The sequence below is a fragment of the Exiguobacterium antarcticum DSM 14480 genome, from assembly GCF_000685865.1.
GTDB lineage: Bacteria > Bacillota > Bacilli > Exiguobacteriales > Exiguobacteriaceae > Exiguobacterium_A > Exiguobacterium_A antarcticum.
In genome coordinates this window covers 88,754-104,105 of the sequence record NZ_JMKS01000005.1, presented here as the reverse complement: position 1 = coordinate 104,105, position 15,352 = coordinate 88,754, and the positions used below count along the sequence as shown (strand labels likewise).

14 protein-coding genes and 1 tRNA gene are annotated in these 15,352 nt (G+C 44.9%); 9 read left to right on the top strand and 6 right to left on the bottom strand.

The annotated features are described in order from the left end of the window. The first annotated feature begins 52 nt into the window (after positions 1–52). The gene (locus P404_RS0111800; protein WP_014969534.1) at positions 53–442 is read left to right on the top strand and encodes a tautomerase family protein; all 390 of its coding nucleotides are present in this window, start codon (positions 53–55) and stop codon (positions 440–442) included. A gap of 80 nt (positions 443–522) precedes the next feature. On the opposite strand, the gene yidD is transcribed toward P404_RS0111800, so the two are convergent. After that, positions 523–789: a membrane protein insertion efficiency factor YidD gene (yidD, locus tag P404_RS0111795; RefSeq protein ID WP_014969533.1), complete on the bottom strand. Its 267-nt coding sequence runs from the start codon at positions 787–789 to the stop codon at positions 523–525. Between the two features lie 99 nt (positions 790–888). Between yidD and P404_RS0111790 the strand changes: the two genes are divergently transcribed. From P404_RS0111790 to P404_RS0111775, 4 genes are all read left to right on the top strand, one after another. Continuing rightward, on the top strand, positions 889–1,875 hold the full coding sequence (locus P404_RS0111790; protein ID WP_026830881.1) for a quinone oxidoreductase family protein: 987 nt from the start codon (positions 889–891) through the stop codon (positions 1,873–1,875). A gap of 193 nt (positions 1,876–2,068) precedes the next feature. Then, complete coding sequence (locus tag P404_RS0111785; RefSeq protein WP_051590515.1) at positions 2,069–4,510, top strand: YhgE/Pip domain-containing protein; 2,442 nt, start codon at positions 2,069–2,071, stop codon at positions 4,508–4,510. Next, positions 4,497–5,057, top strand: coding sequence for a TetR/AcrR family transcriptional regulator (locus tag P404_RS0111780; RefSeq protein ID WP_014969530.1), 561 nt, complete (start codon positions 4,497–4,499; stop codon positions 5,055–5,057). The genes P404_RS0111785 and P404_RS0111780 overlap by 14 nt, the downstream gene beginning before the upstream one ends. Before the next feature lie 72 nt (positions 5,058–5,129). Continuing rightward, positions 5,130–5,408, top strand: a complete 279-nt coding sequence (locus P404_RS0111775) for a hypothetical protein (protein ID WP_026830879.1) — start codon at positions 5,130–5,132, stop codon at positions 5,406–5,408. 60 nt (positions 5,409–5,468) lie between these two features. Here P404_RS0111775 and P404_RS0111770 read toward each other — a convergent pair whose 3' ends face one another. Continuing rightward, positions 5,469–6,203, bottom strand: a complete 735-nt coding sequence (locus P404_RS0111770) for a metallophosphoesterase family protein (RefSeq protein ID WP_026830878.1) — start codon at positions 6,201–6,203, stop codon at positions 5,469–5,471. A 337-nt stretch (positions 6,204–6,540) separates the two neighbouring features. Here P404_RS0111770 and P404_RS0111765 point away from each other — a divergent pair, with 337 nt between their 5' ends. Next, entirely contained in the window at positions 6,541–7,563 is a 1,023-nt protein-coding gene (locus P404_RS0111765) for a PTS sugar transporter subunit IIC (protein ID WP_014969527.1), read from the top strand. Positions 7,564–7,658: 95 nt separating this feature from the next. Here the strand turns inward: P404_RS0111765 and P404_RS0111760 are convergent. Then, positions 7,659–7,731, bottom strand: a tRNA-Val gene (locus tag P404_RS0111760). A 174-nt stretch (positions 7,732–7,905) separates the two neighbouring features. On the opposite strand from P404_RS0111760, the gene P404_RS0111755 reads away from it, so the two are divergent. Beyond that, on the top strand, positions 7,906–11,013 hold the full coding sequence (locus P404_RS0111755) for an efflux RND transporter permease subunit (protein ID WP_014969526.1): 3,108 nt from the start codon (positions 7,906–7,908) through the stop codon (positions 11,011–11,013). A gap of 48 nt (positions 11,014–11,061) precedes the next feature. Here the strand turns inward: P404_RS0111755 and P404_RS0111750 are convergent, their stop codons facing one another. After that, on the bottom strand, positions 11,062–11,538 hold the full coding sequence (locus P404_RS0111750; RefSeq protein ID WP_026830877.1) for a hypothetical protein: 477 nt from the start codon (positions 11,536–11,538) through the stop codon (positions 11,062–11,064). 92 nt (positions 11,539–11,630) lie between these two features. Next, on the bottom strand, positions 11,631–12,443 hold the full coding sequence (locus P404_RS17660) for a D-alanyl-D-alanine carboxypeptidase family protein (protein ID WP_034774489.1): 813 nt from the start codon (positions 12,441–12,443) through the stop codon (positions 11,631–11,633). A gap of 231 nt (positions 12,444–12,674) precedes the next feature. Here P404_RS17660 and P404_RS0111740 point away from each other — a divergent pair, with 231 nt between their 5' ends. Continuing rightward, on the top strand, positions 12,675–13,220 hold the full coding sequence (locus tag P404_RS0111740; protein ID WP_014969523.1) for a methyltransferase family protein: 546 nt from the start codon (positions 12,675–12,677) through the stop codon (positions 13,218–13,220). Between the two features lie 22 nt (positions 13,221–13,242). Then, complete coding sequence (locus P404_RS0111735) at positions 13,243–14,730, top strand: phytoene desaturase family protein (protein WP_026830876.1); 1,488 nt, start codon at positions 13,243–13,245, stop codon at positions 14,728–14,730. Positions 14,731–14,778: 48 nt separating this feature from the next. On the opposite strand, the gene P404_RS17655 is transcribed toward P404_RS0111735, so the two are convergent. Then, positions 14,779–15,339 (bottom strand): histidine phosphatase family protein, encoded by a 561-nt coding sequence (locus P404_RS17655; RefSeq protein ID WP_034774487.1) that lies wholly within the window; start codon positions 15,337–15,339, stop codon positions 14,779–14,781. Between the last annotated feature and the right edge of the window lie 13 nt (positions 15,340–15,352).

Below are 15,352 nucleotides of genomic sequence, written 5' to 3'. Positions count from 1 at the left end.
GATGACGAAGTACGGGGTTTCCCGTACTTCTACATAAGAAGGGAACAAAACTATGCCATTACTTCGTTTTGATGTCATTGAAGGACGTACGGATGAGGAACTGAAGCTTCTATTAGATACCGCGCATGAGGCGATGCTTGAAGCATTTGATGTTCCGGAACGAGATCGTTATCAAATCGTTCATACCCATAAAGCAAATGAGATGGTGATCCAAGATACAGGTCTTGGCTTCCAACGGACAGATCGGGTCGTTCTCATTAGCGTGACGAGTAAGACACGGACAGAAGAAAAGAAACAAGCGCTTTATCGGTTGCTCGCCGAACGACTAGAAGCTAACTGTGGACTCGCCCCAAGCGATTTAATGGTTTCTATCGTCGAAAATGACGCCGCGGACTGGAGTTTTGGTCTCGGTAAAGCACAATTTTTGACCGGTGACCTGTAATCATCATTTTAGACGTTCAACAAATCAAAAAAAAGGGAGTCTCAACTCGACACTACATCGAGTTGAGACTCCCTTTCGAATTAGTCTTGATGTTCATTCGGATTGTCTCGTTGCACTGGTGCTTTCCAATCAAACGTCTCTGGAACAAAATCAAGACCACCCGGATGAAACGGTTGGCACCGCATCAATCGCCTTGTTGTTAAATATCCACCTTTGACGGCACCATGTCTTTCAATCGCTTCTTTCCCGTATTGGGAACACGTCGGATAAAATCGGCACGTCGCTGGTTTTATCGGCGAAATGACTTTTTGATAAAAATGAATGCCACCCAGCATGACTTTTTTCATTTGTTCACCTTCTTTTCCTTACTGTAACGCATATCAAAAGGATTTTCTGCTTTGGTGAATTATACTACCTCTAACAACTACTAAAAAGGACGTGTAATTATGAAAGCTCTTACGTTTCACTCATTTGGAGATTCTAGTGTACTGACGTACCAGGAACATCCAACACCGGAACTCCAATCTAATGAAGTATTAATTGAGATGAAAGCCATCGGACTAAATTTTGCCGACATTTACCGTCGAAAAGGGAATTATCATTTAGAAGGAACACCACCTTATCTTTTAGGATACGAAGGTTCCGGTCTCATCGTTCGACTAGGAGATGCTGTGACCGATCTACATGTCGGACAACGTATTGCATTTGCCGACGTTCCAAATGCCAATGCTGAATTCGTGACTGCGCCTCAGGATAAGATCATTCCGTTACCGGATTCGATTTCTTACGAAACGGGCGCCTCCGTGTTGTTGCAAGGTTTGACTGCTCACTACCTGACACGGGACAGTTACGATATCCGGCCGCGTGATCTGGTATTGATTCACGCGGCAGCTGGCGGCGTCGGACAACTGTTGACGCAAATCGTCCGTCTACGTGGTGCCATTCCAATCGGTTTGACATCTTCTCAGGAAAAAGCCGCCATCGCTAAACAAAATGGTTGTGAACACGTTTTTCTCTACTCCGACGACTGGGTCGGTCAACTCCATACATTAACAAACCAACGTGGTGTTGATGTCGTTTACGAATCGGTGGGTTCCACCTTGATGGAGAGTTTTCAGGCAACGAAAGTCCACGGGACAGTTGTTTTTTACGGAATGGCCGGCGGTGATCCTGTTGCGATTGACCCACGTTTTTTGATGGACACTTCTAAGACATTGACAGGCGGCGATTTGTGGAACGTCTTGACGACTCGAGAAGAGCGAATTCGTCGCGCCGGCGAACTGTTCAGTTGGATTCAGTCCGATCAGTTACGATTAGCTCCGCCTACTCTATTTCCACTCTCAGACGGCAAACGCGCGCATGATTATTTAGAAAGTCGTCAAAGTACAGGAAAAATTTTGTTGATTCCTAGTGATGAATCCGACCTCGATTAATTCAAAAAACTCCCCATGCTGCTAGTATGGGGGGAGTTTTTTTCGTCTAAACGATTACAAAAAAGAAACAGTTCTCTTTATCAGCAATTCATTTGCTTAAGTAGTTGCATTCCTTCATAAAAGAGCGTAGAGTAAATCTCATCAAAACCAGAAACTTAAATTAGTTTTTAGTTTCAAGAAGGAGATTTTATTTATGTTTCGCTCAGAATGGAAAAAATTAAAAAGTCCGATGACGATTATCGTGATTCTTGCTCTTATCCTCGTTCCGTTTCTTTACAATTCGATCTTTTTATCTGCTTTCTGGGATCCGTACGGTCAGACAGAAAATATTAAAGTCGCCATTGTCAACGAAGATAAAGCAACGAAGTTCGAAGGAGAAAAAATTGATATCGGTGATCAGTTTATTAAAAAACTGAAAAAAAATGACGATTTTGATTGGCAATATCTTTCACGTAAAGAAGCTGCCAAACAACTTCGCTCAGGTGACATCTATATGACAGTCGTCATTCCGAAAAAGTTTTCGCACAATGCGACGACATTGCTGGACGATCATCCGAAAAAAATCGAACTGGAATATTATTTGAATCCAGCTAAAAACTATTCCGGTACGCAGATTTCCAGTGCTGCCGCCAAACAATTAAACGAAAAAATCCGTAAATCCGTAACAAAACAATACAGCAGTGCGATTTTTGGATCACTCAAAAAAATCGCCAAAGGACTGGAAGATGCCTCTGAAGGTTCAGCTAAACTCGAAGATGGCGCTAAAAAAACGACCGACGGGGCTAAGACACTTACAACAAATCTCGGTAAATTAACCAATGGTACAAATGATTTATCGACAAACTTAACAAAAGCCGCGGACGGTTCCGTACAGCTTTCAAGCGGTCTGAATACGTTAAGTGGTGGAACGCAGACACTGGCAGAGAAATCTAGTGAATTATCGAGCGGTCTCAACCAGCTCGACGGCAACAGCGGAAAGTTAATTAAGGGGTCATCCGATTTACAGGCCGGATCAACTAAACTCCGCCAAGGTCTCGAGAGTGCATCTGCCGGGTCGACGGAACTCCGTCAAGGTCTCGAAAGTGCATCTGCCGGAACGACGGAACTCCGACAAGGTCTCGAAACAGCTTCGGCCGGTGCATCGAAGCTCGACAATAACCTGCCGCAGTTCACGGCTGGTCTCGATCAACTGAACGCCCGGGCTCAAGAAGCCAATGCTTCTCTGGTAGCCGTCAATGACGCCGCTGATACGTTAAAACAAGAATTAAGCACCCGCCGTGAGGCACTCGAAGCAAATGTCGCCAATATCAAGGCAGTCATCGCTTCGTCCGAGACATTAACGGAAGAAGAAAAAGGCGCCTTGTTGGAATCCATTGCAACGATGGAACAAAATGTCCAAAATTTAGCGCAGCAAGAATCTTCCCTTGATGCCAGTCTTGCTAAAGCCAATGATGCAACAGAAAAAATCAATCAGCTGGCAGTCGGTGGGCAAAATATTGCTTCGGCCGTTTCACAACTCGATGGTGGTTTAACACAGTTGCTTGATGGTTCAAAACGATTGGAACAAGGACAAACGAAACTACTTGCCGGTTCAAAACAATTAGAGCAAGGACAAACACAACTATTGACCGGTGCCAAAAACCTGGAACAGGGACAAGGTACGCTCACTCAAGGTTTGACTGCCTATACAGACGGCGTTCACAAAGCAGCCGTCGGAAGTACGAAATTAACGGCTGGTGCGCAACAACTGGCAACCGGTGCGAATGATGCGAGTACTGCATCGGGTGATTTAACTTCAGGTCTTGGTCAATTATCCGACGGGGCTGTCGCCCTTTCATCAGGTGCTGGTCAATTGACAGATGGTGCTTCTCGTCTGGCTGACGGAAACTCAAAACTCGTTGATGGCGCGAATACGTTAAAAACGGAACTCGGTAAAGGAGCGAAAGACGCAACCGTCAAACCATCCAATGACCGCGATAACATGTTAGCTGAACCCGTTGTCTTAAAAGAACATGATTATTCGACCGTCAACAACTATGGCTCTGGTCTAGCGGCTTACATCCTCAGTATCGCGTTATTCGCCGGTGCCTTGATGTTCTCATCCGTCTACCAAATCCGTCCGGAACATGGTGAGACGTTGACATGGCGTTTCCTCGTCGGAAAGCTATCACTCGTCTTACCGATCGGTGCTCTGCAAGGAATTGCCGCTTCGATCGCCATCGTCTATGTCCTCGATGCCGACGTCGCAAGCACACCTGCTTTGTATGGATTTGCTGCCTTGACCGGCATGACGTTCATCACGTTACTGTTCACGTTAACGATGCTTTTCGGTCGTGTCGGACAATTTAGTGCGTTCTTACTGTTGTTACTTCAAATCGGTGGTAGTGGTGGTACGTTCCCGGTCGAAATGACGCCGAGCTTCTTCCAAGCGATTCACCGCTTCTTACCGATGACCTACTCGGTCACCGGCTTCCGAGAAGCACTTGGGATTGGCGTGACGGATACACTGATTTCAAACAGTCAGGTACTTGGATTGATTCTATTCTCTGCCCTTGCGATCACCTTCGCCGGTGCATTAGGCGCAAAACGGATTTTACTTTCGACGAAAGCGAGAACACGCCATGACACTGTCTGATAAGGAATATCTGATTTTAGATGCGGCAATGGCTTGTTTTTCTGAACTTGGTTATAAAGGAACGACCATTGAACGGATTGCTAAACGTGCTCATGTCGGTAAACCGACCGTCTACCAACTGTTTGAAAGTAAACTCGATTTATTTGAGACGTTAGTTACACGAGTCTTACAGGACATGAAGGCTGAAGCTGAGAATGCTTACGTCATGACAGCTTCTGTCGAAGAAAACAAACAGGCCATGATTGACGCCATCGTCAATCATCAACATGAACATTTGTTCATCTTACAAATCACACAAGAAACGCATACCTTAAAACTACAAGAGATGTTCGAATTACGGATGCGGATCGAGCAGCATATCGTCGAGTATATAAAGAACCTCCTCGAAACACGCTTAGAATTGGAACAACGTTCGCCGGAAATTCCCGTCGAAGTCACGGCCTTTTTGTTGTTCAAGACCTACGTCGCCTTGATTTCCGAATGGCCGTTAATCGGTCAACCACTTGATTTAAAAACAATCAGTCAAGCGATGTTAAAATTGTTATAATGAAACAGCCTCTCGGATAGACGAGAGGCTGTTTTCATGTAACGTTCATCTTACTCGAATGGAGTGTTTGGTTTGTCTCAATTGGTAGTCTTTACCCCGTTGTTCTTGCTCGTCCTATTGACGTACGTCATCATCTCACTGGTTGATATGTGGCGATCCTATACACGAACAAGTGCTTCGACCGACTTTGTCTTTTTCATCGTCACCTTAGTCTCACTGTTTGTCGGATTCGTCTTGTCACCGGTTCTATCCCTTGTCTTTCAGTGGAAACGCAGTCGTATCAAACGAATCATCGGGCTCATCATCGTCGGATTACCTTTCGTGCTGTTCTTAACGGATCGTTTTTTCTAATGCAGATACTTTTTAAGCCGAACGATCAGTGAAATTTTACACTGATCGTTTTTTCAATGTTTATGTTCTTCCGCCTAAAAAAAGTTTCCGCAATAATTCTTTTTCCGGCATAGCGGCAGCATGAAAGGCTTCGAGGTAGGGCTGATCGTCATAGATGACTTCCATGACATCGATTTGCCATCCACCTTCTATCTGTTCAACTAGCGCAAACGGAGCAATCGCTTCTGGCTGGCAACCGAGCGCCCCCGGGTTCAAATAAGTGACACCTTTCGTCCGAACAAGTTGTTTCGGGTGATGATGACCAAAACAAATCAGACTCGCCTGTTGTCCTTTAAACAAATCAGGCAATGTCTCTTCTGTCCCGTCGACAGCTGCTGCCAACGGTTCCTCTCCAATCGCCTTCGACTCATCGCGATATGCGTAATGCGTAAACAACACATCTTGTCCCGAAAATGTCTTTCGAATCGTTCGGGGAAGTTGCTCTAAAAAGTGTTGGTTTTCTGGCGTCAGTTGATCCGCTATCCATTGATGATGTGCTTGTGCATGACGGTAACTGTCTGGATAGGGTTGATCATGTAGTAACGCCAGTACATTTTCATCGTGATTTCCACTAATCGTCGTCATGCGGGAAGTCGATCGAACTAACTCAATCACTTCATTGGTCTGCGGACCGATTCCGATTAAATCCCCGAGACAGAAAATCTCTGAAACAGTTTTCTCTTCTCTAATTTTTTTTAAGACAGCTTCAAGCGCTGTCGCGTTGCCGTGAATATCTGTTATTACTGCAAATTTCATGTAACCGCCTCCAATGTCAGTTTAACGCCTTTTTTTCTTTCCCCTGATTTTGTGCAGAAAATTCATGGAAAATAAATTGTCAGAAAATATTGATTATTGTTTTCAGCCGTGTTAGGCTTAGAAAAATTCACGGAAAGGGGCACAACCTAATGTCTTCACACCAAACTGCAGGCCGACTGATTATTCTATGCACGAGGGACTGAAACCTTTTCCGATTGATTTTCGGGATTGATTTTGGGCCCTCCTTTCGATGCATCGAATGAGGCGCCCGCAGGAATGATGGCGCCTATCCGATACCGGATAGGTTTTTTTAATGGCTAAACGAAAAAGAGAGAGGATGAGTGAGTTGAAGGAATATGCGATGGATCGAATGGTGAAAGTGTCTGCCGGGATGGCGAACGCCGTCTTAGTGACGTTAGGAGTAGGCTTATTGATTGAAACATTCGGTAACTTATTACATATCGAGATGCTGTTGACGATTGGCGGAGTTGCTAAAGTCTTACTCGCGCCTGCACTTGGTGCCGGAATTGCTTATCAACTCGGTGGGAATACACTTGTCTTATTCAGCGCCATGATTGCCGCGACAATCGGTGGGGGCGCGCTTCAACCAACGGACGCCGGGCTCGTTCTCGTCCCGGGTCAACCGATCAGTGCGTTGCTCGCAGCTGCTGTCGCTGTGTTCGTCGGTAAACGGATGACAGGAAAAACAAAATTCGACATGATGGTCATTCCAGTCAGTGCCGTCCTTGCCGGTGGTGTGACAGGAATCGCTGCTGCTGCCGTCACGACCCCGTTGTTAACACGATTCAGTGCTATGGTCACGACGTCCGTCGAAACTTCACCGATTGCGACATCCCTTGTCATTGCTCTTATCTTTAGCGTCTTATTGATGTCTCCCGCTTCATCTGCTGCACTCGCGATTGCACTTCAACTCGACCCTGTCGCCAGTGCCGCCGCCTTGATTGGTTGTTCGGCTCAGTTCGTCGGGTTTACATTAATGGCATACCGCCAAACTGATCCCGGTGGATTGATTGCTTCCTTTTTTGTCACACCAAAAGTTCAGTTCCCGAATATCGTGAAGAATCCACGTCTCGTCGTCGCGCCTTTCTTAGCGGCAATGATTTCGGCACCGATTGCGACACTTGTTCTTTCATTAGAAGTACCGTACGAATTAGCAGGTCTCGGGTTGAATTCGATGATTGCCCCCCTCAATATCTTTGTCAATCAAGGATTTAATGCGTTCCTCGTCTTTTTTGCAACTGGAGTAGTGCTTCCGGGTATCTTGACTCTCGTCTTTTACCGGATGACGACAATGGCTGGTTGGACGAAGATGGGTGATCTTCGACTAGAAATTCAATGATGAGAGACATCCGCTATTCCTTTCAGTTTAATGAAGGAATAGCTTTTCTTACGTAAAAAAATCCCGTCCATCAAAAGATGAACGGGATTTTGGTATGATTCTGACTGGGCTCGAACCAGCGACCTCTACCCTGTCAAGGTAGCGCTCTCCCAGCTGAGCTACAGAATCATGATGATGTGTACTGGGTATACGTTTATTATAGCAACATATTGAAAACTGTAAAGGATTTTTCCGATTTTCTTTTTAATTTTTTTCTTGTTTGATGACCATTCAGAGTTGCAGGCTTTTCTTCCGTCCTCTACTATGTAAATAAGCACATATAAAATAAAGGAGGGATACCCGTTGAATTTTTTAACAAGATTTAGTTTGAAGAACTCAGTTGCCGTGTTTATTATTGCCATTCTTTTAATTTTAGGCGGCGTGTACTCGTTTACCCAGCTCAAAGTAGATCAATTTCCTGAGATTGAATTCCCCCAAATTTCAGTAGAAGCTGTTTATCCAGGCGCTTCACCGGATGATGTCGACAAACAAGTCGTCTCTAAACTTGAAACTGCCCTAAAAGGAATCGAGGGCTCAACGAAGATTACGAGCTCCGCTTATGAAAGTATCGGGATCATCAACATCGAATTCCCATTCGATACCGACATGGATAAGGTCGAACAACAAATTGATGCGGCCATCCAAGATGCAAATCTTCCGGAAGAGGCAACTACGAAATTGAATCGTTTTTCGTTTGGTTCATTCCCGATCTATAACATTTCTTTCTTCAGCAAAGATGGAAAAGAGATTGATTCACTCTTAAAAGATGAAATCGAACCGGAACTCAACAAAATTCCGGGAATCAACAGTGTTTCAGTTGGTGGCTACAAGGATGACCTTGTCCAAATCACCGTCGATAATGATAAAGCAACTGCTGCTGGTTTATCGTTATCAAGCATCAAAGAACAAATCAATGCAAAGTATGTGTCGTTCCCGTCTGGCCAGCTCGCAGAAGGCGATTCAAAAATCCCGATTCGGGTCGAAGAAAAACTCGAGAACTTAGATAAACTAAAAAATCTCCAGTTGACTTCAACCGTCACATCGAGTCCAGCTACAGGTTCTCAATCTGGACCGCCTACAGGCGGTGCTCCGGAAACTGCTCCTGGCGCACCACCAGCAGAAGCTGAACAGCCGGCAGAACCAATTCGTCTCGGTGATATCGCAGAAATCGAAGCGGTTTCCGAACAAAGCGAAAAAACACGCTACAACTTAAAAGATTCATTATCGATGGCCATCACGAAAAAACAAGATGCCAATACCGTCGAAATTGCAGATGGTGTCACAAAAATCTTGAATAAGTACGATGACCAGATTGATTATACGATTGGAATCGACTCTGCTAAAGACATTGAGGAATCTGTCGCCACCCTTGTAAAAGAAGGATTACTCGGTGCCTTGTTTGCCTCTCTGGCCGTCCTTCTGTTCTTACGTAATATTCGGGCGACGATCATTGCCATCGTCTCGATTCCGCTGTCCCTTTTAATCGCAGCGATCTTCTTGAACTGGCAGGACATCTCGTTAAATATCATGACTCTTGGTGGTATGGCGGTCGCGGTCGGTCGTGTCGTCGATGATAGTATCGTCGTCATTGAAAACATCTTCCGCCGTGTCCGCAAGTCAGACGCCGGTATGACGAACGAGATCATCGAACAGTCAACAAAAGAAATCCTAAAAGCGATCACGTCTTCTACACTGACGACCGTCGTCGTCTTTTTACCAATCGGGTTTGTTGGTGGGATTACAGGTAAGTTCTTCTTACCGTTCGCCTTGACGATTATCTTCTCGTTACTTGCTTCGCTTCTCGTCGCCATTACCATCGTGCCGATCTTAGCGAAATTCGCCTTCAAAAAGGTACCTGCTGAAGAAAAAGAAGGTGTCTTACAACGTTGGTATGGAAAACTGATTGAAAAATCACTATCGCATAAAGCGATCATCCTGGTCGTTTCCTTCTTATTGCTTGGTGGTTCCCTTGCGATCGTACCGCAACTCGGCTTTACGTTCATTCCCAACGAAGCCTCTAAAACATTGACGGCTTCGCTCGAACTTCCTGCTGCGACTTCGCTTGAGAAAACAGGTGCTGTTTCGCTCAACATGGAAAAAATGTTTGATGAGGAAACTGCGATTGCCGATGTGACAACCTCGGTTGGCGCACGTGATTTCACGACAGGCTTACGTCTGGATAACAAAGCGAGTTATTTCTTGAATCTAAAAGACGGCGCTGATGTCGAAAAGACGATTAAATCTCTTGAAACACAGATGGAAGATATCGCGAAAGAAGACGATGTGGATGTCAAAATCAGTATCGCTGAACTTTCGACCGGTGGTCCACCATCAAACAATAATGTGGATGTTGATTTATTCTCAACGGATCTCGAAGCTCTGCAACAAGCAGCGAAACTCGTCGAAGACAACATGAACAAAAACAACGATTTAAAATATGTCACAAATAACTTCAGCGAAAAACAGAAACAGTTCCTCGTTGAAATTGATTCTGAAAAAGCAAGTGATCGTGGTTTATCCGGCTTCCAAATCCTCGGTACAGTGAATGACCAGACTAAACCGGTCACAGTCGGCACGCTGAACCTCGATGACAAGGATCAAGATGTCCAATTATCCTACAAAGAAGATTTGACATCTAAAGCAGATCTTGAGAATGTCCAATTGTTCTCCGCTACTGGTCCTGTCGCCTTGAACGATGTCGCGACAGTCAATGAAGTCGATACGTTTACGTCGGTTCAAAAATTAGACGGAAAAGTGTACGCCCGTGTATCCGGACAAGTAAAAGGTGATGACGTTCAAGCCATTTCGAGTGACGTCAAAGCAGACGTCGAAAAAATCGACTTGCCTGACGGCGTTTCTCTAACGAGTGGTGGCGGAAATGATGATACGATCGAAATCTTCCAGTCACTCGGAATCGCGATCGTCGTTGCCATCGGACTGGTCTACTTGACGATGTTGATCACGTTCGGAAAAGCACGGATTCCGTTCATCATCTTGTCGTCCTTGATCTTCGTTCCAATCGGTTCACTCGTCACGCTGTTCTTAGCAAATGAACCATTATCCGTCAGTGTCATGATCGGGTTCTTGATGCTCATCGGAATCGTAACAACCAATGCGATTGTACTCGTTGACCGGATTGGTCAAAACGTCACGCGTGGTCTACCAATTCGTGAGTCCTTGATCGAAGCTGGTAAGACACGACTTCGTCCAATCTTGATGACAGCATTCGCAACCATCATGGCTCTTGTTCCGCTTGCACTCACGACATCATCCGGAACATTGATTTCAAAAGGTCTTGCCTTGACGGTTATCGGTGGATTAACGACCTCTACTCTCTTGACGTTAATCATCGTTCCTGTCGTCTACGAACTATTCTTCTTCAAAAAGGTGAAAAAAGAACGTCAGTCCTAACAAAAAATCCTTCTCTCATGTCGAACGAGAGAAGGATTTTTGTCTGGATTATTTTTCAAGTAATTCATCTGTCCGATCGATGGTTCCATTATGTTTGGCGACAAGACCGTCGAGAACAGAAGGTTCAAACTCTTCCCCGATCGCAATGATTCCCGTTTTTCCCGGTGGAATGACACCAAGCGTCCGCTTAAACGTTTCCTGGATGGCTTGATTCTCTTTTAACTCTTTTGAGCCACCAATCAGCATCCCTGTCATCGACCCTAACAAGATGCCGAATGGCCCTCCGAGAATCCCGACGGCCATACCGATCAAGGAACCTTTAAACGCTTTATTGGAACCACTTAAGTCAATCGCATCTTCAAACGAAAAGGCCCCGTTCTCACTTCGTTTAATGACGGCGATTTGTTCAAAATCAACTTGACCATTCGCATGATACTTCTTGAGTTCGCTGAACACTTGGTACGATGTCGCTTCTTCATCAAATGTAAAGGTAATGATATGATGCTTTTCGTCTTTTTTAGCCACAGCTTCCACCTCTTTCAAGAAGACAGACCGCAACCGCTGCACGATGAATGACACACCAATTGTTTACCATTTGATGACGGAAATGAAACCTCCTAAGGGAGCATCGGTTTTCCCGGCGCCAATTGATAGTATTCTTCCATCGTCAAGCCACTTGCTTTTAACCGTGTCGCAAGCGTCGCACCGACGTAACGGAAATGCCAGCTTTCGTACGTGTAACCGGTCCAAGCTTCTTTGCCGAGCGGGTACCGGAGATGGAAACCATAACGATGCGCATTGACTGCCAACCATTTTGCTTCTTTTGTACTCGAAAAGCTAAACTTGGCATATTTCGAAGCATCTGCTCCTCCGATATCAAACCCGAGACCCGTCTGATGTTCACTTTCACCTGGTTGCGCACTGTACGTGCTCGCCTTTTCAAAACCATCCCGTGCAACATATTTTTCAAACAGTGCTTTTTGGTACGCATAGGAACGATATGTACTGAACGCAACAATCGTTATCTTTTCTTTTTTGGCAGCGAGCCTCATTTTTTCAAACGCAGCCCGTGCGACGGTACTTTCACCAGGTGCGTATGACGAACGGAGTGGATGATTCGGATTAACAATCAATGTCTTTCCAATCCGCTTTCCTCCGATTTGTTGATCGGTTAACAAATATTTTGTACTCGCATACCCTGTCTTTGTCCCATAACGGACTTTTGACCAAGTTCCGAGTCTGCTTAATTCGTTAATATAGACACCTGTCGGAATTACAGTGGTGATCGCTTTTTCTGTCGATGCACCGGTTCGAAGGTTAAGTGGTGTTTTTGCTTGACGGTAGGTCGAAGCTTCTGCCGCTACTGAAAAATTGACGGTCAGCGTAGCGACTGCCAATATAGCCAATAACGGTTTTTTGATGTTTTTCATACGTCTCATAACTCCTTTTTTCCAAAACAGGGTAATTAATCTTTGATTTTAGAATAGCATTCATTTTAAGACACAACCATTTTTTGTCCATCGTGTAACAAAAATGATTTAATTCCCTATTTTCATCAAATGAATCTGTTCTAGATGATTGAATCTTGTTTTGTTCGGGTAAATATTGTCTGTATGCGTTTTCTTTAAATAATGATTGTATTCAGTCAGGGGCGAATCTACATGACCATTTTGGATGATGCCTTCATCGCCGTGTCTCTTCTTTGGTTACTCGAATTATTTTTGTTTCGAAACCGTGAGAAGGAACCATCTCCACTCGAAGAACGACGAAGTTTTTATCTCATTTTAGCTACTTTGATCGTTACCATTCTGTTATCCGTTCTCTTTAGCAGTTCAGAAGCACTTCTCTTCCAAAAGCAACTTGGTCTTTTCTTATTAAGCGGCGGCGTCCTCTTACGTTACTGGGGCATTTATCATCTAAAACATCAGTTTACACGCCATGTCGCCGTCAATCCTGGAGATCAACTTGTCAGTACGGGTCCCTATCGTGTCTTGCGCCATCCACTCTACACAGGTCTATTGTTCATCACAGTCGGTTTCCCTCTCTATTTCGGAAATCTAATTTTAACGGTATTCGCCGGAATCATCATGTTTTTCGCCTTACTTCATCGAATTCGAATCGAGGAACAACTTTTAACAGCAGGATTTGGTTCGGTTTATACGGAGTGGGCCAGTGCTAGAAAACGATTGATTCCGTTTATCTACTAAGACATAAGGAGATGTGATTTTTTTGAAGAAACAAGCAGTTGTCATTGGAGCAGGGTTAGCAGGTATGTCAGCAGCAATTCGTCTCGCAGGAGATGGTTATGAGGTCACGATGCTTGAACAAAACGGGAATGTCGGCGGCAAATTGAACCAACGTAGTGGTCATGGATTTACATTTGATACGGGTCCTTCCATCCTGACGATGCCTTGGGTACTCGAACAACTCTTCACGAGCGTTCACCGCCGTCTCGATGACTATCTAGAAATCGAACGCATTGAACCACAATGGCGGACGTTTTTCGAAGATGGGACACAACTTGACGTAAAAGGTGACCTTCCAGGGATGTTGGAAGAATTCAAGAAAGTCTCCGCTCAAGCAGACTTCGTCGAATTGTTCAGTTATTCGAAAAAAATGTACGACCTTTGTTTAGATAGCTTCTATAAGTACAGTCTCGAAGACTTAAAAGACTTAAAAAAATATCATACGATGTCTGAATTACTTAAGATGGATCCACTCAATACGGTAGCCAGCGGAACTAAAAAACACCTGAATAATAAATACCTCGAACAGCTGTTCAATTATATGGTCATGTATGTCGGATCCAATCCATATGAAGCCCCTGCCGTCTTCAACCAAATGATTTATGTTCAGATGGGTCTCGGTATTTATTACGTAAAAGGTGGTATGTACAATATCGCCCGCGCCATGAAGACGGTTCTTGATGAACTTCGTGTGACGGTCCATGTCAATACACCCGTTGCCCGAGTCGTCACGGAAGGTAAACGTGCGATTGGTGTAGAAACGACAGAGGGTGTCTTTTATCCCGCGGACGTCGTCGTCTCGAACCTTGAAGTCATTCCGACGTACCAAAACCTCGTTGCAGACAAAAAAGGACCAAAACACGCTAAAAAACTAAATCAGTCGTTTGTTCCATCTGTCTCGGGACTTGTTTTGTTACTTGGGGTCAATCGAGAATACAAGGACTTGAAACATCATAACTTCTTCTTCTCTGATGATCCCGAACGTGAATTTGCTCAGATGTTCAAAGACGGTGTCCCACCAGAGGATCCAACGATTTATGTGGGTGTCTCATCCAAATCGGATCCTTCTCAAGCACCTGAAGGAAAGGATAATCTATTTGTCTTGACTCACGTGCCGCCACTGACGAAACAAGATGGGCAAACCGACTGGGACGCGTATCGTGAAGTCGTACTGGATAAATTGGAACGAATGGGGTTAACCGATTTACGTGAATCGATCGAATTTGAGTATCGTTTCACACCAGAAGATTTGAAAGCACTTTATGGTCCAAACGGTGGATCGATTTATGGAGTAGCGGCTGACCGCAAAAAGAACGGTGGCTTCAAGATTCCATCGAAGAGTGATCTTTACGAAGGTCTTTACTTTGTCGGCGGTTCAACGCACCCAGGCGGCGGTGTCCCGATGGTCACATTGTCCGGACAACTGACAGCTGATTTAATCCAAAAACACGAAAATCCAGTAAAAGCATAATCAAAAACAGGAGACTGTCCCTTCACGGAAGGGGTGGTCTCCTGTTTTTTAGTAGGAACGCTGCGCGATTTCTTTAATCTGATGACATTCTCCGTTTTTGAACACCATACGATAAACCGCTGGCATCTTTAACGTTTTCCAGAAGTCATAATCGTATGCCGGATCAAAAAACTGCATCAACAACACCATGATGTTCCCGTGTGTGCCGATCACGACAGTTTCATTTTCATGTTTCGTCAAGATTTGCCGAATTCCTTGAACGATACGTTGTTTCGCCTCTTCATTGGATTCACCGCCGTATGGGTTTTCGGTTGGGTGTTCCCAGACGAACTGGACGGCATGTCGAAAATCGTCAAGTCTTCCTGGCGCCAAGACGCGTTCTCGGAAATCAGCTGCTTCATGAACCGTCAACTCACGTTGTTCCGCTAATGGTTGAACGGTCTCAATCGCCCGTTGGTATGGACTCGCATAGATGTCGTCTATTTTGATTTCCCGAAATAGCGAAAGCAACTGTTTCGCATCAACCATTCCCCGTTCAGATAACGGGCGTGTTTCTTCCTCTGCCGAATACGTCGAATGGGCGTGGCGGACTAGATAAATTGTTGTCATACGGGACTCCTTC

Bases quoted from the DNA above. Each gene is read 5' to 3' on its own strand.
- P404_RS0111800 (WP_014969534.1), top strand. From the start codon at position 53: ATGCCATTACTTCGTTTTGATGTCATTGAAGGACGTACGGATGAGGAA.
- yidD (WP_014969533.1), bottom strand. From the start codon at position 789: ATGAAAAAAGTCATGCTGGGTGGCATTCATTTTTATCAAAAAGTCATT.
- P404_RS0111790 (WP_026830881.1), top strand. From the start codon at position 889: ATGAAAGCTCTTACGTTTCACTCATTTGGAGATTCTAGTGTACTGACG.
- P404_RS0111785 (WP_051590515.1), top strand. From the start codon at position 2,069: ATGTTTCGCTCAGAATGGAAAAAATTAAAAAGTCCGATGACGATTATC.
- P404_RS0111780 (WP_014969530.1), top strand. From the start codon at position 4,497: ATGACACTGTCTGATAAGGAATATCTGATTTTAGATGCGGCAATGGCT.
- P404_RS0111770 (WP_026830878.1), bottom strand. From the start codon at position 6,203: ATGAAATTTGCAGTAATAACAGATATTCACGGCAACGCGACAGCGCTT.
- P404_RS0111765 (WP_014969527.1), top strand. From the start codon at position 6,541: ATGAGTGAGTTGAAGGAATATGCGATGGATCGAATGGTGAAAGTGTCT.
- P404_RS17660 (WP_034774489.1), bottom strand. From the start codon at position 12,443: ATGAAAAACATCAAAAAACCGTTATTGGCTATATTGGCAGTCGCTACG.
- P404_RS0111740 (WP_014969523.1), top strand. From the start codon at position 12,675: ATGACCATTTTGGATGATGCCTTCATCGCCGTGTCTCTTCTTTGGTTA.
- P404_RS17655 (WP_034774487.1), bottom strand. From the start codon at position 15,339: ATGACAACAATTTATCTAGTCCGCCACGCCCATTCGACGTATTCGGCA.